General features: G+C 56.2%; 16 protein-coding genes. 13 read left to right on the top strand and 3 right to left on the bottom strand.

Going from position 1 to position 21,857, the window contains the following annotated elements; translation table 11 throughout:
* Window positions 1-7 precede the first annotated feature (7 nt).
* Complete coding sequence (locus tag FJ695_RS27605) at window positions 8-1,948, top strand: nitric oxide reductase activation protein NorD (protein ID WP_141188437.1); 1,941 nt, start codon at window positions 8-10, stop codon at window positions 1,946-1,948.
* 7 nt (window positions 1,949-1,955) lie between these two features.
* The gene (locus tag FJ695_RS27600) at window positions 1,956-2,516 is read left to right on the top strand and encodes a cytochrome c oxidase subunit 3 family protein (RefSeq protein ID WP_209010845.1); all 561 of its coding nucleotides are present in this window, start codon (window positions 1,956-1,958) and stop codon (window positions 2,514-2,516) included.
* A gap of 206 nt (window positions 2,517-2,722) precedes the next feature.
* On the opposite strand, the gene FJ695_RS27590 is transcribed toward FJ695_RS27600, so the two are convergent.
* Window positions 2,723-3,343 (bottom strand): DUF4202 domain-containing protein, encoded by a 621-nt coding sequence (locus FJ695_RS27590; protein WP_209010844.1) that lies wholly within the window; start codon window positions 3,341-3,343, stop codon window positions 2,723-2,725.
* Window positions 3,343-4,047 carry a Crp/Fnr family transcriptional regulator gene (locus FJ695_RS27585; protein ID WP_141188434.1) on the bottom strand — a complete coding sequence of 235 codons (705 nt, stop codon included), beginning with the start codon at window positions 4,045-4,047 and terminating at the stop codon, window positions 3,343-3,345. Before FJ695_RS27585 ends, FJ695_RS27590 begins: the two co-directional genes overlap by 1 nt.
* Before the next feature lie 196 nt (window positions 4,048-4,243).
* Between FJ695_RS27585 and hemA the strand changes: the two genes are divergently transcribed.
* The 9 genes from hemA (at window position 4,244) to FJ695_RS27540 (ending at window position 17,659) form a co-directional block, all read left to right on the top strand.
* The gene (hemA, locus tag FJ695_RS27580) at window positions 4,244-5,467 is read left to right on the top strand and encodes a 5-aminolevulinate synthase (RefSeq protein WP_141188433.1); all 1,224 of its coding nucleotides are present in this window, start codon (window positions 4,244-4,246) and stop codon (window positions 5,465-5,467) included.
* A 158-nt stretch (window positions 5,468-5,625) separates the two neighbouring features.
* A complete protein-coding gene (locus tag FJ695_RS27575; protein ID WP_141188432.1) occupies window positions 5,626-6,213 on the top strand; it encodes an ANTAR domain-containing response regulator in 588 nt (195 codons plus the stop codon).
* Between the two features lie 59 nt (window positions 6,214-6,272).
* The gene (locus FJ695_RS27570) at window positions 6,273-7,382 is read left to right on the top strand and encodes a CmpA/NrtA family ABC transporter substrate-binding protein (protein ID WP_141188431.1); all 1,110 of its coding nucleotides are present in this window, start codon (window positions 6,273-6,275) and stop codon (window positions 7,380-7,382) included.
* 421 nt (window positions 7,383-7,803) lie between these two features.
* The gene (locus FJ695_RS27565; protein ID WP_141188971.1) at window positions 7,804-9,156 is read left to right on the top strand and encodes a CmpA/NrtA family ABC transporter substrate-binding protein; all 1,353 of its coding nucleotides are present in this window, start codon (window positions 7,804-7,806) and stop codon (window positions 9,154-9,156) included.
* Window positions 9,157-9,240: 84 nt separating this feature from the next.
* The gene (locus tag FJ695_RS27560) at window positions 9,241-10,323 is read left to right on the top strand and encodes an ABC transporter permease (RefSeq protein ID WP_141188430.1); all 1,083 of its coding nucleotides are present in this window, start codon (window positions 9,241-9,243) and stop codon (window positions 10,321-10,323) included.
* 11 nt (window positions 10,324-10,334) lie between these two features.
* Window positions 10,335-12,095 carry an ABC transporter ATP-binding protein gene (locus tag FJ695_RS27555; protein ID WP_141188429.1) on the top strand — a complete coding sequence of 587 codons (1,761 nt, stop codon included), beginning with the start codon at window positions 10,335-10,337 and terminating at the stop codon, window positions 12,093-12,095.
* A gap of 17 nt (window positions 12,096-12,112) precedes the next feature.
* Entirely contained in the window at window positions 12,113-14,566 is a 2,454-nt protein-coding gene (gene nirB / locus FJ695_RS27550) for a nitrite reductase large subunit NirB (protein WP_141188428.1), read from the top strand.
* Window positions 14,563-14,910 carry a nitrite reductase small subunit NirD gene (gene nirD, locus FJ695_RS27545; RefSeq protein WP_141188427.1) on the top strand — a complete coding sequence of 116 codons (348 nt, stop codon included), beginning with the start codon at window positions 14,563-14,565 and terminating at the stop codon, window positions 14,908-14,910. Before nirB ends, nirD begins: the two co-directional genes overlap by 4 nt.
* Window positions 14,911-14,962: 52 nt before the next feature.
* Window positions 14,963-17,659 carry a nitrate reductase gene (locus FJ695_RS27540; protein ID WP_141188426.1) on the top strand — a complete coding sequence of 899 codons (2,697 nt, stop codon included), beginning with the start codon at window positions 14,963-14,965 and terminating at the stop codon, window positions 17,657-17,659.
* A 36-nt stretch (window positions 17,660-17,695) separates the two neighbouring features.
* Here the strand turns inward: FJ695_RS27540 and FJ695_RS27535 are convergent, their stop codons facing one another.
* A complete protein-coding gene (locus tag FJ695_RS27535) occupies window positions 17,696-18,718 on the bottom strand; it encodes an AraC family transcriptional regulator (RefSeq protein ID WP_141188425.1) in 1,023 nt (340 codons plus the stop codon).
* 218 nt (window positions 18,719-18,936) lie between these two features.
* Between FJ695_RS27535 and FJ695_RS27530 the strand changes: the two genes are divergently transcribed.
* Together FJ695_RS27530 and peaA are read left to right on the top strand one after the other, a co-directional pair.
* Window positions 18,937-20,295: an NAD(P)/FAD-dependent oxidoreductase gene (locus FJ695_RS27530; protein ID WP_209010843.1), complete on the top strand. Its 1,359-nt coding sequence runs from the start codon at window positions 18,937-18,939 to the stop codon at window positions 20,293-20,295.
* Window positions 20,292-21,857: a quinohemoprotein amine dehydrogenase subunit alpha gene (peaA, locus tag FJ695_RS27525; RefSeq protein ID WP_141188424.1), complete on the top strand. Its 1,566-nt coding sequence runs from the start codon at window positions 20,292-20,294 to the stop codon at window positions 21,855-21,857. The genes FJ695_RS27530 and peaA overlap by 4 nt, the downstream gene beginning before the upstream one ends.

The raw sequence follows: 21,857 nt of genomic DNA, 5'->3' as shown, positions 1-21,857 counted from the left end.
CAGACCGATGGGCAAGATCGATTTTGAACCATGGGAACCCGAAGAAACGGTCGGGAAACTATGGCATTCATTTGCAAGTCGCCTGGATGCGCCTGAGGTGCATCATGGAGCCGCGGTCGGCCTCAATGAGGTCGGCGGGCGACTTGCAGTCTTCTTTCGGGGACTGGGAGGGCTTCACAGTGTTGAGATCCGCCCGGTCTCCGAAGAAGTATCCCGTCACCGCCTCAGTTTTCTGAGGCGGCTCGGGACCGAAGCAGAATTGCTTCCAAGAGCAAGTTTTGATGGCGAAGTGTTACGGCTGCCGGCCCAATTGGCGGTATTTCCGTTCCGCGAAGCCAATGCTGCGCTTTACCTCTGGCTGACGGGGATGACTGCGCATGCGATCCCACTGCCGGCCGAAGAAGATCCGTTGCGGGCAGATTTGAGAGCTCTCAAACTCGCTTTGGATATGACGGATGCCACCATTGAAGCCGCACCGGGATTGAAGGGTCTTTACAGCGAACTTTGCAATGGCACGCTTCGCCAGCGGCCAGAAATGAAGCTGCCGGGCCGCGAGAAAGATATCGAGGCTTTGATCCGTCATATGCTTGGCGATCCCGCCGACTTATCTCCCGATGTTCGCGACTTGAAAGCCTTGGTCGCCAAGGGTGATTTCAGCGCCATTAACGCCCCGCGCGGGTACCATCCGTTCCGGCCTATCCCTTTGTGGCCAGATCTCCGCGAGTTGGTCTTTTCAGCTGGCGATGAAGTTGAAAACCGCGAGACCGAAGGAGAGACGGAAGAGGCTGGAGGCAACAAGACAATTCGCGCCCGGCGGCGGAAAGCCGATCAGGCCGAACGCCAAGACAGTCTTATCCTCCACAAGTTCGAAGCGATCCTGAGTTGGGCGGAGTTTCTCAATCTGAACCGCCGTGTTGATGACGACGAAAACGACGATGCGAAAAAGGCTGCCGACGATCAGGATGAAATCGGCCTTGGCCAGGTGTCCAAAGCGCCGGCGACACGGCTGAAGCTTCATCTGGACCTGGCACCGGAGGATGTTGATCGGGAAAGACTGTCCGGCAGAACGCTTTATCCGGAATGGGATGTGCGCAGTGGGGCATACCTGCCTGATCATGTCTGTGTCTTTTCAAGTGTCGCCACACCGGATCCGGATCATCTGATCGCCAAGACGGACCCAAGAGCAGCCCGGCGTATCCGCTCTGTGAAAAAGCAGTTTGAAGCGCTCCGTCCGGGCCGTGTGACAACACGCGGTCATTTGGAAGGCGACAATCTTGATATGGAAGCCGCCGTCCGCTCCCAAGTTGAGAGGCTGGCGACCGGCACCGGGAACGACCGGATCTGGATGCAAACGCGGCCGGAAGCCCGCGATCTTGCCGTGTCCATTTTATTGGATGTGTCCCGGTCAACGGAAAGCGCCGTTGGTGAGCGGGCTGTCATCGACATCGAACGCGAAGCGTTAACGGCCTTGGCGTGGGGTTTGAACGCTTGCGGTGATGATTTTTCGATCAATGCGTTCTCATCCCTCAAGCGCCACCGGGTTTATCTGCAATCCTGTAAACGCTTCGATGAGCCGATGTCACAGCTGGTTGAACAACGCATCAGTGGACTAAAACCGGGATTTTATACCCGGCTTGGTGCTGCCATGCGGCACACGTCTTCGGAGCTTGCGGGACAAAGCAGAAAACGGAAACTTCTGCTGGTCATCACGGACGGCAAACCCAATGATCTGGATCATTATGAGGGACGTCACGGTATTGAAGACACTCGGATGGCGGTGCGCGAAGCCCGTAGGGCCGGTCAATCTGTGTTCGGCGTGACGATCGACAAATCCGGCCAGTCCTGGTTCCCGAGGCTGTTCGGCCAAGGTGGGTTTGCGGTGATCCCGCATCCGGACCGGCTGACCCAGGCCTTGCCGCAGATCTACCGCCAGCTTGTCGGTGGCTGAGACCCGGATGGCCACCGGCGCTCAGAAACCAGGGCTTTTGGATCAGCTCCCGGGCGAATTGCTCATGTGGGTGCTGATCATCAGTGAACTCCTGGTTTTTGGTGCTGGGCTGGCGGCTTTCCTAAGTGTTCGGATTACCGATCCAGCCGGCTTTGCTGAAGCGCAGGATCACTTGCACCGCGTTTCAGCAGGCATCAACACAATCGTATTGATCACCAGCGGGTATTTCGCAGCGCTGGCTTACCGGCTGTGTTCAACTGGTCGAAAGAAACAGAGCCGGTTTGCCCTTTTTTCGGCCATGGCGCTGGGCTGCGTTTTCCTTGTGATCAAGACCTGGGAATATGTCGAGAAGGCCGGGCAAGGTATAACGACGGAAACGCATCCGTTTTTCACCTTCTATTACCTGCTCACTGGTTTCCATGCGGCCCATGTGCTCGCAGGCATCGTCATCCTAGGGCTGGTTTCTTTTTTCGCAACACCCCGGAATATCGAAACCGGCGCTGCCTTCTGGCATATGGTTGATCTCGTTTGGGTATTGCTGTTCCCCGTCATCTACCTGTTGAGGTGACAGATTGTTAAGCGATCCAATCTTCCGGGCCTGGGGAATCTTACTGGCACTAAGTGCAGCCTCAGTGTTTGCGTCGGTCTTGCTTGGCACCGGCGTACCGCAAGCCGTCATCGGCGCAGCTGTCTTCTTTTTGGCCTGGCTTAAGGCCCGGGTCATCTTGCTGCGTTATCTGGGCCTATGGGAAGCTCCCGCCTGGGCGGCGGGGTTCACCTGGGTTCTTGGCCTTTATGGCCTTTTGATGCTGGGGCTATATCTGATCCCGGCGTTAATAGCTTAACGGCGTCGGCCAAAGGCGCCGGAAGGTCAAATTCCTTCAGCACCCGCTCGCGCGCCTGATCTGACATTTTTCGCGCCGTTTTTTGCACGATATCAAGGACTTTGCTTTCTTCGTGTTTGGCGGCAAAAGGCGCAAAATACCATTTGAGGAATACGAAACAGATTACGTCTTCAAGCGCCTGCACGTCGTCATGCCGTTTGATTCCTTCTTTGCGCAGCATGCGCTCAGCGGCTTGGACGTCATCTTCCGCATACCCAGCGTCAGTCATCATGGTGCCAACCCGGCTCGCATGATGTCTGGCAAGATCCCGGCGCCAGGCATGATAACCAGCCCGGCCTTCAGGGTAGGTGCTGCGGGCGACGGTCCAGCGCTCGATGTGCTGGCCCCGGGCCGCAATTTTCAAGCTGTCAGACGCCTCAGGGAACAACCGGTCCACTTCGGAGGTCATTCGGTGGCCATAAAGCAGGGCGGCCGGCTGGCCGTCTTCCTGATTTGGATCGGCACGGTTGGCGTCGTCGATCGCATTCAGGACGGTTTCTAGTTTTGTCATTATGATTTGTGCCAGGCTTCCACAGGGTCGGTTTCAGAAAAGTCGCGCAGCCGTTCGATGTCTTCAATATCTGCGTGGTTCCGGTTGATGTGGACACCAACCGGCTTCAATTTCGCAAACGACCGGGAGAGGCTCTCCGGCTTCATTCCAAGCCGGCCAGCGATCAGGAACTTGTCGTAAGGCAGGGTAACGACACAGCTGCCATGGTCCTTTTCACAGAGTTCCAAAATGAATTCTGCAACCCTCTGTGGGCCCGTCTGCGCCTTTAATTGTTCGAGCTGAGAAACAAGCGAATGCAAGTGGGCAAATGTAGAGGCCAGCACTGAAACGGCGATGTCCGGATCTTTGCGCATGGCTTCCAGAATCGCGCTGCTTGGGATGCGCATCACTTCGCAAGATGTGACGGCTTCCGCAGAGACCGGATAGGCTTGGCCACGGAATGCGACGGCTTCACCAAAGCTTTCACCCTTGGCAAATACGCTCACAACAGCTTCGCCGCCATTGGGCGCGATCCGGTAGAGCTTCACCCATCCGTCCGTCACAATATGGACAGCTTGTGCGGTTTCACCTTGAAGAAACAAGGTTTCACCCCGTTCATACTCCCGCCAGCTCGACATCCTGAGGACTGCCTCCTGGATTTCAGGCGAAAAGCTTTTGAGCAACAAGGAGTTTTCCGCAATCTTCCTGCGGCGTTCATTCGGCATATTTCGAGTTCCCCTCCAAGAGCCAAAGACGTGTTTGGCCCTCTCTCTCTGGCCGCCACCCTACACAATGTTCCCGCTGTTTGCATGCGGTGAATTGCGGATCTTTCAACGGAAGGCCGCCGGAAACTTGACTATTGTCATGTACCAATAATCCCCCTTCAAATAGCTTTTGTCCACGATAGAAAGCGGGGACATTATGGACTACCAAGCTTTTTTCAAAACCCGGCTCGCAGCTCTCAAAGATGAGGGCAATTATCGGGTTTTTATCGACCTTCAACGCAAACGCGGTCAATTTCCAGAAGCGGTGTGGACCCATGATAAAGGGCCTGACGACGTCTCGATCTGGTGTTCAAATGACTATCTTGGCATGGGGCAGCATCCCAAGGTGATTGCCGCGATGCATGATGCGATCGACCGCTGCGGGGTTGGTGCCGGCGGCACGCGCAATATTTCCGGCACCACGCATGATCACGTGATTCTGGAAGAAGAGCTCGCCGACCTGCACGGTAAAGAAGCGGCTCTTGTCTTTACATCCGGCTATGTATCCAACTGGGCCGCCCTCGGCACGCTTGCGTCGCAAATTCCGGACATGATCGTGTTTTCGGACAGTCTCAATCATGCGTCGATGATTGAAGGTATTCGCCATTCGCGGGCAAAAAAGGTCATCTGGAAACACAATGATCTGGAAGACCTTGAAGCCAAGCTGGCTGCAGCCGATCCTTCCAAGCCAAAGATGATCGCTTTTGAGAGCGTTTATTCAATGGATGGTGACATTGCTCCGATATCGGAGATTTGCGATCTGGCCGACAAATATGGCGCGATGACCTACCTCGATGAGGTGCACGCAGTTGGTCTTTATGGACCGCGCGGCGGCGGTATTGCAGAGCGCGACGGGGTGATGGACCGGCTCACCGTCATCGAAGGCACGCTAGGAAAGGCGATCGGTGTTGTCGGCGGCTATATTGCGGCTACGAAGGAGCTCTGCGACTTTGTCCGCAGCTTTGCCAGCGGTTTCATCTTTACGACGGCGCTCCCGCCCGCAGTCGCTGCGGCAGCAACGGCGTCCATCCGGCATTTGAAAGAAAGTTCAGTGGAACGGGAGCAGCAGAAGGCGATTGTCGCGACAGTGCGCAAGCGGCTGGACAATCACGGCATTCCGCATACGCCGAACCCGAGCCACATCATTCCGGTGATTGTTGGCAATCCGGCAAAGTGCAAGTTCCTGTCAGATACGCTGCTGACCGAGTTTGGAATTTACATCCAGCCGATCAATTACCCGACGGTTCCAAAAGGGACCGAGCGGCTGAGGATCACGCCATCTCCGGTTCACTCCTCCGCAGATGTGGACCGGTTGATCTTCGCGCTGCATTCGCTGTGGAGCCAGTGTCAACTCGCGCGGCAGCCGATTGCAGCGGAATAGTTAGTTGCGGCAAAGCGGGCGGGGCCGGTCATTCCGGACCTGCCCCGCCTTGCTGGGTTTGGTCCGATTGACGGCCTTTACCTTCAGTGCAGTGGATTGCGTATGCTGCGCCGCAATATTTGAATTGCATAAAAAATAGTCCTGCGCATAATGCGGGCATGAGCGACGCGCTTTCCATCCTTGTCATCGACGACAATAAGATCAGGGCCTCCATCATCGAGCAGGGTTTGCGCGATGCGGGCCATGACAAGGTTATTCTGGTTCATCAAATGGATGGACTGGTCCGGCAAATCGCGGACATCAATCCAGATGTGATTGTTATTGACCTGGAAAACCCAAACCGGGACCGGCTGGAGCACATGTTTCAGGTCTCGCGGGCTGTACAGCGTCCAATTGCCATGTTCGTCGACAAGGCCGATAGCCATTCTATTGAAGCGGCCGTCGATGCCGGTGTGTCTGCCTATGTTGTTGATGGTCTGAAGCGGGAGCGCGTCAAGCCAATCCTCGATATGGCGATCAGCCGGTTCCGTGCGTTTTCAAAACTTACCCAGGATCTGGAAGATGCCCGCACAGAGCTGGCGGACCGCAAGACCATCGACCGGGCGAAGGGCATTCTCATGAAGTCGAAAGGTCTGACCGAGCAAGAGTCTTATGATCTTCTGCGCAAAACTGCGATGAACCAGAGCCGCAAGATCATCGATGTGGCGCAAAGCCTGGTAATCGCTAGCGGATTGCTTGGGGACTAAAAGATGCAGTTGATGAACACAGGCCGGGGAGGGGCCGTTTCTACGGAGGCCGGAGGATCATGGGTCCGCAGCTAAAACCAGTAATCGCCGGATTTATCCCGCTTCTCGACAGCGCTGTTTTGGTCGCTGCAGCTGAAAAGGGTTTTGCCGAAGAAGAGGGAATTGCATTGAAATTGGTTCGGGAAACATCCTGGGCCAACATTCGAGACCGGATTGCCGTCGGGCACTTCGATGTGGCGCATATGCTGGCGCCGATGCCGATTGCTGCCAGTTTGAACCTCACAAGCTTGGCAGTGCCAATGCTTGCTCCAATGGTCCTTGGGCTCGGCGGCAATGCGATAACTGCATCGGCCGAACTCTGGCAGTTGATGGCAGGCCACGGCGCAGATCCGGAAGGGGATCCGGTCAGTACCGGCAAGGCGCTTGCTGCGGTTATGATGGATCGAATGGCAGAAGGTGCGCCTAAACTGCGCTTTGGTGTCGTTCATCCGTTCTCGGGACACGCGTATGAGCTGCGCTACTGGCTGTCAGCAGCCGGTATTGTTCCTGACCGCGATATAGAAATCTCGGTTTTGCCGCCGCAGCTGATGGCGGATGCACTCGCGGCCGGTCAGTTAGATGGCTATTGTGTCGGTGAACCTTGGAACACGGCCGCGATCCTGGCAGGCACTGGCCGGATGGTAACCTACAAACAGGCGATTTGGCCTAATAGTCCGGAAAAGGTTCTTGGAGTGACCCAAAGCTGGGCTGAGTCTCATCTGGAAACCCTTGCCGCGTTGCTGAAAGCAATTGCAAAAGCCGCTGATTGGTGTGCCGCGCAAGAGAATACAGAGGCTCTGGCGGAACTTCTGTCACAGCCAGAGTATCTGTCCTGCCCAGTAACTTTATGTTTGCCCGCTCTCACCGGGGAGGTCCCTTTCAGCCGCGCCGAAGTCCTACATATTGGCGACTTTCTGTCGTTTTCAGGCGGCGTAAAGGCTGCACCAGTTCCAGAACACGGCAGATGGTTTTACCAGCAAATGGTGCGCTGGGGCCAGGCGTCAGTCTCCCCTAAAGACACTGAGGTCGCCGAGAAAATCTTTTCGCCAGGACTGTTTCTTCAGGCGCTAGGACTGAGCGGAGCGAGCCAGGACAATTCCATCCGATTGTTTGATCAGGACGGAGCCTAACCGCGCTGTTGCTGCGACCATTTACTAAATAGGCTAAACTCGTTGCAGTGCACAAAAATAAGTCAGCTGCCCGCATAATGGGCTTAGGAAACACCAGTTGAATTTCATCGGGGATTTTACAGAATGGAATTAAGTATTTGAAATAAATAGATAAAATAAAAAATTTATGAGTTGGCACGCATAGTGCAAAGATAACCGTGCAGGCCAAAGATGGCCTAATCGATATTGCGCCCATTGGCGGGCGTTCAGGCAAAGCCGCCGTTCTGACTTGTTGGTCACTCCTCCCAGACCGACAGGATTAGACGGCGGCTTTTTGTTTGGTTCCCATTGCCGGAAGGCAGAGGGACAATCTACGAGGGGACAGGACGTGAAACTGACGGAAACACTCAAATTCACAAGACGGACCGCGCTGGCAACACTGATGGCGGCAACCGCTATCGTTCCGGCAACACCTGCGCTGGCGGAAATGCTGGACGTCGAAAAGGACGAGCTGACATTCGGCTTCATCAAACTGACCGACATGGCCCCGCTCGCTGTTGCCTATGAGCTGGGCTACTTCGAGGAAGAAGGGCTGTTCGTAACGCTAGAGCCTCAAGCGAATTGGAAAGTCTTGCTCGATCGCGTGATCACCGGCGAACTGGACGGCGCGCATATGCTTGCGGGCCAGCCGATTGCGGCAACCATCGGTTTTGGTACCAAGGCCCATATTGTCACACCATTTTCCATGGATCTGAACGGCAATGGCATTACCGTTTCCAACGAGATCTGGGAAATGATGAAGCCGCACATCGAATATCAGGACGACGGCAAACCGGCACACCCGATCAAGGCCTCTGCTCTGAAGCCTGTCGTCGACCAGTTTATCGACGAAGGCAAGCCGTTCAACATGGGAATGGTTTTTCCTGTCTCCACCCATAACTACGAGCTGCGCTATTGGCTCGCATCCGGCGATATCCATCCTGGGTTCTATTCGGAAACAGACATTTCCGGTCAAATCCAGGCAGATGCGCTTCTGTCCGTAACCCCACCGCCTCAAATGCCGGCGACTCTCGAAGCCGGCACCATCTATGGCTACTGCGTAGGCGAGCCGTGGAATCAGGCCGCGGTTTTCAAGGGCATCGGCGTTCCGGTCGTAACCGACTATGAAATCTGGAAAAACAACCCGGAAAAAGTCTTCGGCCTGACCAAGGAGTTCACTGAAGAGTATCCGAACACCACGCTGGCGCTGACCAAGGCTTTGATCCGCGCCGCCAAGTGGCTTGATGAGAACAACAACGCCAACCGCATGGAAGCCGTTGAGATCCTGTCTCGCTCTGAATATGTCGGTGCGGATGCGGAAGTGATCGCAAACTCCATGACCGGCACCTTCGAATACGAGAAGGGCGACAAGCGCGATGTTCCGGACTTCAACGTCTTCTACCGCTATTTCGCGACGTACCCGTATTACTCCGACGCTGTCTGGTATCTGACCCAGATGCGCCGGTGGGGTCAGATCGGCGAACATAAGCCAGACAGCTGGTACGACGAAGTCGCAAAATCCGTCTATCAGCCGGATATCTACCTGAAGGCCGCGCGCATGCTGGTGGAAGAAGGTCATGTCGCCGAAGCCGACTTCCCTTGGGACACCGATGGGTACCGCGCGCCAACCCCGGCCGGCGACATCATTGACGGCATTCCTTACGACGGAAAACAGCCGAATGCCTACATCGACAGCCTGCCGATCGGCCTGAAAGGCAAGCAGGTCGTGGACGGCAACGAAGTGGTTGGCGGCTAACGTTCCCCAAACTGGGGCGGCGGTTATGCAGCGCCGCCGCTCCTCTTTTCAAAGACGATAACAAAGACACAAGGGACTGTTTCCATGGCGAATGCCGATTCCGCCGGCACTCCGGATCTCGCCCGGGCCGCACGCAAAGCAAAACTTTTTACTTGGATCAACAAGGCTGGCGGCTGGCTGGATGCACTTGGCTTTTCCTGGCTGGTCCCGCTTCTAAAAATTGCAGCAGGCGACAGCCCGAAGGAGCAGATGAGCGAACTCAAGCGCGTGCTTGTGATCCCGTTGCTTGGAATTTTCGCCTTCCTCGCACTATGGGCGTTCTTTGCTCCCCAAGTTCAAACCTCACTTGGTGCTGTTCCAGGACCGGCTCAGGTCTGGGAGCAAACCATCAATCTTTGGAACGATCACGTTCGCGAACGCGAAAAGGCCGCCGCTTTCTATGAGCGTCAGGACAAACGCAATGCGAAATACGAAGCCGAAGGTAAAACCGACAAGATCAAGCACCGCACGTACACAGGAAAGCCTACCTATATCGATCAGATTGGTACGTCCTTGAAGACCGTCGGTCTCGGTTTTCTGATTGCAACAGTCATTGCAGTACCGCTTGGCATCGCCTCCGGACTGTCCCGGTCATTCAACGGCGCGATCAACCCTCTTATTCAGATTTTCAAACCGGTGTCACCGCTCGCCTGGCTGCCGATCGTAACGATGATCGTCTCGGCCACCTATGCTGATCCCTATAGCTGGCTCTCCAAATCGCTGCTGGTTTCGGCCGTCACCGTGACGCTCTGTTCCATGTGGCCGACATTGATCAACACCGCGCTGGGTGTTGCCTCTGTCGACAAGGATCTGATGAACGTTGGCCGCGTCTTGCAACTGCCGACCTGGAAGACTGTAACCAAGCTGGTTCTGCCGTCGTCTCTGCCGCTGATCTTCACTGGTCTCCGCCTGTCGCTGGGTGTGGGCTGGATGGTTCTGATTGCCGCGGAAATGCTGGCGCAGAACCCGGGTCTCGGCAAATTCGTCTGGGACGAATTCCAGAACGGTTCTTCCCAATCGCTCGCCAAAATCATGGTTGCTGTTCTGACCATCGGTGTCATCGGCTTTGCCCTTGACCGCCTGATGTTTGCCCTGCAGCGCGCCTTCACATTCTCGGCGAACCGGTAAGGAGTTTCTGAATGTCCTTTTTGGAAATCTCCAGTGTCTCCAAGTCTTACGGTGAAAGTACCGCGCGGACCGACGTTCTGGAAAACATTAACCTGAAGGTCGAGGATGGTGAATTCATCGCTATCGTCGGTTTCTCGGGAACCGGCAAGACCACGTTGATCTCCCTGCTAGCCGGCTTGATTGAGCCGGATCAGGGCGGCGTGATCTTCAAAGGCAAAGAAATCGACGGTCCAAGCCCGGATCGAGGTGTCGTGTTCCAGTCCTATTCCCTGATGCCGTGGCTGACGGTTGCCGGAAACGTCGGTCTTGCCGTCGACAGTGTCTTCAAGAAAAAAAGCGCAGCTGAACGCAAGGCGATTGCTGACAAATACATCGAAATGGTTGGCCTTGGTCACGCAAAGGATCGCAAACCGTCCGAGCTTTCTGGCGGTATGCGCCAGCGCGTTGCCGTTGCCCGGGCGCTTGCCATGCAGCCGGAACTCTTGCTGCTCGATGAGCCGCTTTCGGCGCTGGATGCGTTGACCCGGTCCAAACTTCAGGACGAGTTCGCTGCGATTTGTGAGCAGGAAAAGAAGACCATCATCCTCATCACCAACGATGTGGATGAGGCAATCCTTCTCGCAGACCGTATCATTCCGTTGAAACCAAGTTCTCCGGCCACGCTTGGCCCTGAGTTCAAGGTTCCCTTCGGCCGGCCGCGGGATCGCGGTGAACTCAACCACAATGATGAGTTCATCAAGCTTAGGGCAGAAGTCACCGAATACCTAATGGAAGAAGGGGCCGCGCGAGGTTCCGACTTGGAGCGGGATATCATCCTGCCCAACATTGTTCCGATCACTCAGCGGAAAAAGGGCAAGGATGCACTTCCCGTTGCATATGAGCGGGCGTCAGAATCCATCAACGACAACCGCTATTTGGAGTTTTCCCAGCTCAAGAAGGTCTATCCGACGCCAAAAGGGCCGCTGACAGTGGTCGATGGGTTTGAGCTGAAAATGAAAAAGGGTGAGTTCATCACCCTGATCGGGCACTCCGGTTGCGGCAAGTCGACGGTTCTGTCCATGGTAGCCGGTCTTAATCCGATCACCGAAGGCGCGATCGTTCTGGACGGGACCCACGTCACTCAGGCCGGACCGGACCGCGCTGTTGTGTTTCAGGCGCCCAGCCTGATGCCGTGGCTGACGGCCTATGAGAATGTCGAACTCGGTGTCGACAAGGTCTATCCGGATGCTTCCAAGGTCGAGAAACGGGACGTTATCGAATACTACCTGAGTAAGGTTGGCCTTGCCGATGCGATGGGCAAGGCGGCAGCTGATCTTTCCAACGGCATGAAGCAGCGTGTCGGCATTGCGCGGGCCTTTGCGCTGTCACCGAAGCTTCTCTTGCTCGATGAGCCGTTCGGCATGCTCGACAGTCTGACCCGTTGGGAGCTGCAGGACGTTCTGATGGACGTCTGGAAACGCACCCAGGTAACGGCCGTTTGTGTCACGCATGACGTTGATGAAGCCATCTTGCTCGCCGACCGAGTCGTGATGATGTCCAACGGACCGAACGCGCGGATCGGCAACATCATGGACGTCGACCTGCCGCGCCCGCGTTCCCGCAAAGAACTGCTGGATCACCCTGATTACTACGCCTACCGCGAAGAGCTTCTGGACTTCCTGGAAGCCTATGAGGGCGGCGCTGATCCAAGCGAAGACCAACTAAAATCCATCCAGGAAAAACGTGCTGCCCGCATGGCCCGCCAAAAGGCAGCCATCGAAGCGGCTGAATGAAACCGGGGAGGGAGAGAATGACAAAACAAAAACTCGTCATCGTCGGCAACGGTATGGCACCCGGCAGAATGCTGGAATATCTGTTCGACAAGGATAAAGACGCCTACGACGTCGCCATTTTCAACGCCGAGCCTCGGGTCAATTACAACCGCTTGATGCTGTCGCCGGTGCTATCTGGCGAAAAGACCTATGAAGACATCATCACCCATGGAGATGACTGGTACGCAGAAAATGGCGTTACCCTTCATAAAAGCGCCCGGGTGTCCGAAATCGACCGGGACGCCAAAACCGTCTCGTCCGAAAACGGCATTACCGAGAGCTACGACAAGCTTGTGATTGCAACCGGGTCCAGCCCGTTCATCATTCCTTTGCCGGGTAAGGATCTGGAAGGGGTTCTGACTTACCGGGATCTCGATGATGTCGACAAGATGCTGGACGCAGCCAAAGGCGGCGGGCGCGCCGTTGTTATCGGCGGTGGTCTGCTGGGTCTCGAAGCTGCAGCCGGTCTCAAGATGCAAGGGATGGAGGTCACTGTCCTGCACCTGATGCCGACCCTGATGGAACGCCAGCTCGATCCGGCTGCCGGTTATCTTCTCGAAGAGGAATTCAAGAGCCGTGGCATTGACGTCCTGACCAAGGCAAACAGCCAGGAAATCGTCGATGATGGCACTGGCAAGGTCAAGGCGATCCGCCTGGACGACGGTACAGAAATCGACGCCAGCATTATTGTGATGGCGGTTGGCATCCGTCCATCTGCTGATCTGGCAAAGTCTGTTGGTCTTGAAACCAATCGGGGCATTCTGGTTGGCGACGATATGCGCACCAGCGATCCGGACGTCTTCTCGCTCGGGGAATGCGTCGAGCACCGCGGCATGTGTTACGGGCTTGTGGCACCGCTCTACGAAATGGCCGAGGTGATTGCCGGCAACTTGCTCGGCGGAAGCGCCGAATACACTGGCTCAGTTACGGCAACGAAGCTGAAGGTCACCGGTGTTGACCTTTATTCCGCCGGCGATTTTGCTGAGGGCAAGGACCGGGAAGAGATCGTTCTGCGCGATGCCTCTTCTGGTGTCTACAAACGCCTCGTCCTGAAAGACAACACAATCATCGGGGCCGTTCTTTACGGCGAAACCTCCGATGGTCCTTGGTTCTTTGATCTCTTGAAAAAGAAAACAGATGTTTCCGAAATGCGCGAGACACTGATTTTCGGCCAGGCGTATCAGGGGGGCGCCCCCCTGGACCCTACGGCGGCCGTTGCAGCCTTGCCGGATGATGCAGAAATCTGCGGCTGCAACGGCGTTTGTAAAGGAAAGATCGTTGGCGCGATCAAGGATCAAGGTCTGTCGACCCTTGATGATGTCCGCGCCCACACTAAGGCTTCCGCATCCTGCGGCACCTGTACCGGGCTTGTTGAGCAGTTGATGCAGGTCACACTGGGCGATGCCTATAATCCGGCTGCAGTAACACCAATGTGCGGCTGTACGCATCTCGGTCATGACGAAGTTCGCCGGTTGATCAAGTCGAAGGAACTGAAAACCATCCCAGCTGTCATTCAGGAGCTGGAATGGACCTCGTCCGGCGGCTGCGCAAAATGCCGTCCGGCCCTGAATTACTATCTCGTCTCGGACTGGCCGGATGAATACGCCGATGACTACCAATCCCGATTCATCAACGAACGGGTCCACGCGAACATCCAGAAGGACGGCACCTACTCTGTCGTTCCGCGCATGTGGGGCGGCATGACGACGTCGTCTGAACTGAGGGCCATTGCCGATGTTGTCGACAAATTCGACATCCCGGCGGTCAAATGCACCGGCGGTCAGCGGATCGATATGCTGGGTGTGAAAAAGGAAGATCTTCCAGCTGTGTGGGAGGACCTTGGCAAGGCCGGTTTCGTATCTGGTCAGGCCTACGCCAAGGGACTGCGCACGGTGAAAACGTGCGTCGGCTCCGAGTGGTGCCGCTTTGGCACCCAAGATTCCACCGGCCTCGGCATCAAGCTGGAAAAATTCATGTGGGGTTCCTGGACACCGGCCAAGCTCAAGCTTGCTGTTTCCGGGTGTCCTCGGAACTGCGCCGAAGCGACCTGCAAGGACATCGGCGTCATCTGTGTCGACAGCGGATATGAAATCCATTTTGCAGGAGCCGCCGGTCTCGACATCAAGGGGACCGAAGTTCTTGGACTGGTGAAAACCGAAGAGGATGTGCTGGAGCACGTCTGTGCTCTTACCCAGATGTACCGCGAGCAGGGGCATTATCTGGAACGCATTTACAAGTGGGCAAAGCGGATCGGTGTCGGCGAAATCCGTACCCAGATCATGGAGGATGCGGACAAACGCCGGGCGTATTTCGACCGCTTCGTCTTCTCGCAGGAGTTCGCACAGGTCGACCCATGGTCGGAACGTGTCTCCGGCAAGGACAAGCATGAATTCAAGCCAATGGCGACGTTGATGGCGGAGGCTGCGGAATGAACGCGGAAACAAGAAGCTGGGTTGAAATCGGCGAATTGGCCGACATTCCCAAAGAAGGCGCCCGTGTCGTCAAAACCAGTGCCGGCTGCATAGCCGTCTTCCGTACCGCGGACGATAAAGTTTTCGCTATGGACGACCGCTGCCCGCACAAAGGCGGCCCCTTAAGCCAGGGCATCGTGCATGGCACTTCGGTAACATGCCCGCTGCACAACTGGGTCTTTGATTTGGCGACCGGCTTGGCCAAAGGCGCCGATGAAGGCTCGGTCACGGTCACGGCCACCCGCGTTGAGAACGGCAAGGTGCTGCTCGCGGCAGACGATCTTGCCCGCAGGCAGGCCCGTTAAGGCGGGCCGCCAAATCCAACGACAATACGGATTTTTTTGGGAGAGACGCCGCATGGCCGCGCATCTGGAAGAAACAACGGTCAAAACCACCTGCCCCTACTGCGGGGTTGGATGCGGTGTCCTGGCAACCCGGAAAAAGGACGGATCAGTTTCGATCTCAGGTGACCCGGATCATCCGTCCAATTTTGGGCGGCTCTGTTCCAAAGGGTCGGCGCTGGGTGAAACGCTTTCCCTCGACGACCGGCTGCTGGTTCCTGAAGTCGCTGGCCAGCCGATGGGTTGGGATGCTGCACTCGACTTGGTCGCGGAAAAGTTCTCCGAGGCCGTAAAAAAACATGGTCCGGACAGCGTCGCTTTCTATGTCTCCGGCCAGATCCTGACGGAAGACTATTACGTCGCGAACAAGTTGATGAAGGGCTACATCGGCTCGGCCAACATCGATACAAACTCGCGACTTTGCATGGCGTCGTCTGTTGCCGGGCACCGGCGCGCCTTCGGCTCAGATACGGTTCCAGGAACCTATGAGGATCTAGAAACCTGTGATCTTCTGGTGCTGGTTGGGTCGAACCTCGCCTGGTGCCATCCGGTCTTGTTCCAGCGCGTGGAAGCGGCCAAGGCCGCTAACCCGGAGATGCGGGTTGTGGTCATTGATCCGCGGGAAACAGCAACCTGCGCCATTGCAGACCTGCACCTTGCCTTGAAACCGGACACGGATGTGGCGCTTTTCAACGGGTTACTTGCGTTCTTGTCCGAAAACGGAGCGCTCGATACCGGCTACATTGAACGGCACACACAAGGTTTCTACACAGCACTCGCAATTGCAGGAAAATGCGAGATCAACCGGATTGCGGATGAAACCGGGCTGCCGCCGCAGGATATTGCCCTGTTCTACACAATGGTTGCCCGGACCGAAAAAACGGCGACTGTTTACAGTCAGGGCGTAAACCAATCGGTTGTCGGCACCGACAAGGTCAACGCGATTATCAATACGCATCTGGCAACTGGCCGGATCGGCAAATCGGGCATGGGACCGTTCTCGGTCACAGGCCAGCCGAATGCTATGGGCGGACGGGAAGTTGGCGGCCTCGCCAACATGCTGGCCAGTCATATGGCTCTGGAAAATGCCGATCACCGGAAACTGGTTCAGGACTTCTGGCAAAGCCCAGTGATCGCCGACAGGCAAGGCCTGAAGGCGGTTGATCTCTTCAAGGCCGTCAAGGATGGCAAAATCAAAGCGCTCTGGGTGATGGCGACCAGCCCGGTCGACAGTCTGCCGGATGCCGATGAAGTCGCTGCAGCCTTGGAAGAATGTCCCTTTGTCGTCGTCTCCGAAGTAACGCGAAATGCCGACATGGTTGCCTATGCCGATGTGCTGCTACCTGCGGCAGCGTGGGGCGAAAAGGACGGAACGGTCACCAACTCCGAACGCCGGATCTCGCGGCAGAAACGTTTCCTGGATTTTCCGGGAGAAGCCAAGCCGGATTGGTGGCAGCTGACGGAAGTCGCCAAACGCATGGGATTTGAAAAGGGGTTTTCCTACACAAAACCTTCAGAAATTCTGCGCGAACACGCGGACCTGTCAGCATATCAAAACGACGGCAGCCGCGACTTTGATATCGGCGCATTGAAGACGTTATCGGATGAGGCCTATGAGGAGATGGCACCGGTTCAATGGCCACTGCCATATGACCGTTCCCAGGCAAAAGATAGGTTCTTTGAAAATGGCGGCTACTACACGCCAAACAAATTGGCTCAGTTTATTGCGGTTGAAGCACAGCCGGTCCGGCAAACCGAACGCCGGTTTCCGCTGGCTTTGAACACCGGCCGCATTCGCGATCAGTGGCACACGATGACACGGACAGGCAAAACTGGCCGCCTGACATCGCACATCGCCGAGCCGTTTGCTGAAATCCACCCGGACGATGCACAGGCCAATGGTATTGCGGCAGCCGATATCGTGGAGGTTCGCAGTTCCTACGGTAAAGTTCTGGTGCGCGCGCAAATCACGGATCGCGTGCAAAAGGGGGCCGTCTTTGTTCCCATGCATTGGACGGATCAATCGTCCTCCAAAGGACGGGTAGATGCGGTGATAGCACCTAAAACGGATCCGGTGGCGGGACAGCCGGGTTTGAAGTTCACGCCGGTTGCTATCCGCAAAGTCGAAATGGCTTGGTACGGGTTTGCGGTTTTGTCTGAAAAACCAAAAGACATTCCGGCAGATTACTGGGCACTGGCGCCGGTCGATGGCGGATGGCGGCTGGAAATGGCAGCTACAGCTAAATTGGATTTGAAAGCCCTTTCCCTCCAGCTGCTCGGTAAAACCGGCGATCAACCGGAGGGACTATCTGTTATCGGTTCTCAAGCGCAAGCGCAACGCTTTGCCTATTGGAAAGATCGGCATTTACAGGCGGCTTTTTACTTCAGCTCAGAACCGGTTGAGGTTTCGCGCCAGTGGGCCTGCAGTCTTTTGAAAGATCAAGAATACAGCGGAGAACAACGGGCCCCGGTTTTGGCCGGACGGCCGGCGGGCGACAGACCAGACCCGGGTGCGTTGGTCTGTGCCTGTTTCGGAGTTGGCCGCAATGAAATTACGGCATCCGCAGAGGCGGGTGCGCAAACAGTGCAAGCCATTGGTGCGTGTCTCAATGCCGGGACAAATTGTGGCTCCTGCCGGTCAGAAATCCAGACAATTATTGATGAAGCTCTGCAAGAAACACGGTCCACGCCTGACCTTGCCAAAACCGGTTAAGTCAGAGCGTCTTAAGAGATCGAGTATCTTGAATTTTTAACTTGGCACCTTGCCAAAAGATTGGCGATACCGCTTCGGCGTCATGCCTGTGCGCCGTTTGAAGGCGCGTTCGAACGCTGTCTGGTCCGAGTAGTCGAGTTCGCATGCGATTTGAGCGAGCGGTTGCCGTGTATCCACCAGAGCGTGGCGGGCGACCCGGAACCGGCAATCATCCAGAAGCGTCGAAAATCTTGCACCTTCATCCTTGAGATGCCGGTGTAAACTGCGGCGGGAAAGACCGAGTTGCCGTGCTACGGTTTCCTGATCTGCCGTTCCGGAGCCAAGGCCTTCGTAAATTGCTGTCCGCGTCCGGGCCGTCAACGATTGCGCCCAAGCCTTGGTCGTCAGACTTTGTGTCAGATTTTTCAAAGCTTGCTGATGGCGGTTCAGGTCATCCCGAGGCATTGGTGCGCTGAGAACGCTTTCCGGGAAACTTAGCGCGTTGGTTTCACAGTCGAAAAGACAAAAGCTGCCAGCAGTATCAATACAGTTTCCGGTTGGACGGATGGCCGTGTGTTCGAAGCAGATCAGATCCGGCTGCCAGGCCCTCCCGGCTCCACGCCGGATGAGTTCGATTAGGACAGATAAAGTGAACTCCGCATCCTGCCGGCGTGGCCAGATGTCGGGATTGAGAATTCTATAGGTTAGAGTGGCAACACCGTCTTCTACGCTCAGCTGCATATCCGATTCACTTTGGACAAACCGCAGAAACCGCTCGAAGGTACGCAGCGCGGAGCCTACCGTCGATGCCGATAAAATGGCGCTTCCAAGATCGCCCAACTGTTGAAAGTCAAAGTACGTTCCTGATCTCCAGCCAATGTTGGGCTGGCTGAGCATCGATGCCCCTTGTTCGAACACTTCCACAAATGAAAAGAGTGGAATTTCGCACTGCGCGTTTCGCCAGGCATTGGTCGGCACACCACTTTGTTGTCCAAGGGCAGCCGGATCCCGGCCGTTTTGGACAAGCAGATCTTCGAGGCCGTTCAAGGCTCCGGAGATTATGGTGGCATTCCTCGGCATTTGGCGCGTCCTGCGTCTGGCTCCCCTCAGATTGTCTTGCGTCAATAGGCCGCAAGCTCAAAAAATAGACCAAATAAATTCAAATGGCGCAATCGAAGAACTGAGCTTTTCTGCCAACATTCAAAGATTGGCCAAAATTGTCGAGAAAGCACTTAAGCATGCTCCCTCTAATGGCAGGCAGAGAGAGATCCGAAACCGCACCATGAATACATGGGCGATTGGATGAGGGAACAGTATTGGTGGCCTGCTTCGATGTGGCAGTCGCCGGCGGCGGACCCGCTGGCGCCTTCGCAGCGCGTGAGCTGGCGCGTGCCGGAATACGCGTCATTCTCATAGATCCTGCGACAAGCCGTCCGCGCCTTGAGGGCATGGGCGAGCGTGTTGCGCGTCTGCTCGCCGCCAAAGGTCTTGAATCATCACTAAACGCCGTGAGCAAACCTGCCCCTCGAAATGTTGTCTGGGCTGGACTGCAGGGCACGGAAAACGGTGAACGTCTTGTTCGCCGTCATGAGTTTGATGCCATCCTCAGAACAGTTGCGGTCGACGCCGGGGTGGAACTCAAAACCGCCCGGTTGCGCCGGGTCGAGACCGTCGATCCGGTTGGTGGTGTCGAGCTGCAATTGTCGAGCGGGCAAGTTGTGACTGCCAAGCTGATGATCGATGCCCGCGGCCGCCAGGCAACCACACCGGTACGTCTCAAAGGGCCGCAAACCCTAGCCATTTCCGGGCATGTAAAGGCCAGCATCCAGCATACAGGAACACATGTTGTTGCAACACCACAAGGCTGGTGCTGGTTCGCATGCGATCCGGAATTCGGCCAGTGGTTGCAGGTAAGTATTGCGCAGGCCGATTTAACTGGATCCGGCCAGACCGGTCTTCAGGAGCGCGTTCAAGTGTTTCTAAAGCAGCCGGAGTTTCAAAACCATTTCGGAGAGGTGTCATTCCAAGGAGATCTACTGGCAAGGGGAGCTGGACTGGTTCTTGCAGCACCAGAATTGACGCTTCCGATTATTCCGATTGGTGACGCTGCGGTCGCGATTGACCCCTTGTCCGGCCATGGCCTCTTTTGGGCGCTGTCGTCCGCACTATCGGCAGTTTCAATTGTTCGAACGGTTCTCGAACAGCCAATAGAGGGCGCGTACCTGGCGCGGCGATTTTACCGCGACCGTGTGGTTGGGACCTTTTGGCGGCAGGCCCGGATCGGCCGGGATTTTTATCGTCTTGAGAAGAATTTTTCCGCAATGCGGTTTTGGGCGGAGCGGGCCGCCTGGCCCGATAATGAGCCCGCTCACAAGGAAGCCGCCGAAGCATCCCTGGAACAGCGCGTGGTTGTTGAAGACAACCAGCTCAAAGAACGGGACGTGCTGATTACACCGAAAAATCCGGAAGGTGTGGCCTTTGTTGCAGGGCTGTCAGTTCGGCAGCTGTTCAGCCTTTTCAACCGCATACAAACAACCGGGGAGCGCCCGCCGGCAGCCGCAGAGGCCGCATTCCGCTGGCTGGCTGGTCAAGGCTTGTCGGTCAACGCCCTGAACAATCTTTCAAACAAACACAGCAAAATGAGGGAAACAGCATGATCAAACGTTTGCGAAAGGGGACGCTGGCCGGAGTGACCGGTTTGCTGCTCTTCTTGCCGGGTGGGGCAGTCGCTCTGGATGGCGCAACACTTCTTGAAGAAAACTGCGCTGGCTGTCACGAATCGGATGCCTCTGGTGCCTTAAGCCGGGTCAAAGAACAACGCAAATCGCCTGAAGGCTGGTTGATGACCATCGTTCGCATGCGTCTGTTCTACGGAATGAAAATCGAAGCAGATGCCCAGCGGCAACTGGTTCAGTATCTGTCCGACACTCAAGGTCTGGCACCGGCTGAGACCGCCGGGTTCCGGTACATTCTGGAACAAGAACCGTCCGTGATCGAGGAGCCCGCAGGTCCGCTGGGTGAAATGTGCTCACGCTGTCACTCCGCAGCGCGCGTTGCCTTGCAGCGCCGCACGGAAGACGAGTGGAACTATCATATCGACTTTCATGTCGGGCAGTGGCCGACGCTGGAATATCAAGCCCTTGCACGGGATCGCGAGTGGCTGAACATCGCCCGTGAAGAAGTCGTGCCGTTCCTTACCGAACAATACCCGCTGGAAACGGACGCCTGGGCGTCTTGGGCGAAAGCTGAAAAACCTGACGCTTCTGGATCTTGGGTGTTTGCGACCAAGCTGCCGGAAAAAGGCGAAGCCTATGGCACTCTGGACGTCTCCGGGGATGCCTCGCCTTACACCGTTTCCGGAACGCTTATGACGGCCGGCGGTGAAGAACTTAAAATGTCCGGTCAGATGAACCTCTACACCGGTTATGAGTGGCGTGCCAATCTCGACATTGGCGGTGAGAAATTCCGCCAGGTGCTTGCGATATCCGAAGATGGTTCAAGCCTGACAGGCCGCCAATTCCTGCACGCGGAAGATAGCCTCGGCGGAGCCTTCAAGGCCGCTCGGGCTGACGGCAAAGCTTCTATCGTGGCCGTCGTGCCGTCAACGGTACCTGCAGGAAAAACAGCAACTGTTCAAGTCGTTGGGACAGGTTTGGGTGCCGTCAATTTGTCCGGCGCTCTGGACGGATCTGGTGGCACAGAAAACGACTTCGGGACCTCACTCGATGTAACTCCAGCATCAGATGCTGATGGGCTTGTGTCGGTGACTGCTCGCGGTGCAGCTGCCACCGATGCGCTCGCGGTCTACAGCCATCTCGACAGCCTCAAGATTGAACCAGCCTTTGCAGTTGCCCGTGTTGGCGGCGGCGGTGGATCGGCCGGCAAGGTTCCGGCGCGGTTTGAGGCCATTGGCTATTGGAATGGGGCTGACGGTCAGCCTGGAACGGATGATGATGTGCGTATCGGTGCGGTTCCCGCATCCTGGTCGGTCGCCCCGTTCAATGAAGAAGCCGAACATCTGGAAGATGTGAAATACGCCGGTGAAATGGATGGTGTGCTTGGCATCTTCAACCCCGCCGTCGCGGGGCCAAATCCGGAGCGGCCATTTTCGACCAACAATGCCGGCAATCTGAAAGTTCTGGCTGAAAGCGGTGGTGTGTCAGGCGAGGGGCAGCTGATTGTGACTGTCCAACGCTGGAACAACCCGCCGATCCGCTGA

Source organism: Labrenzia sp. PHM005 (assembly GCF_006517275.1).
Taxonomy (GTDB): Bacteria; Pseudomonadota; Alphaproteobacteria; order Rhizobiales; family Stappiaceae; genus Roseibium.
Note: the sequence above shows the minus strand (reverse complement) of the source record. Positions and strands in the feature narration are given on the sequence as shown.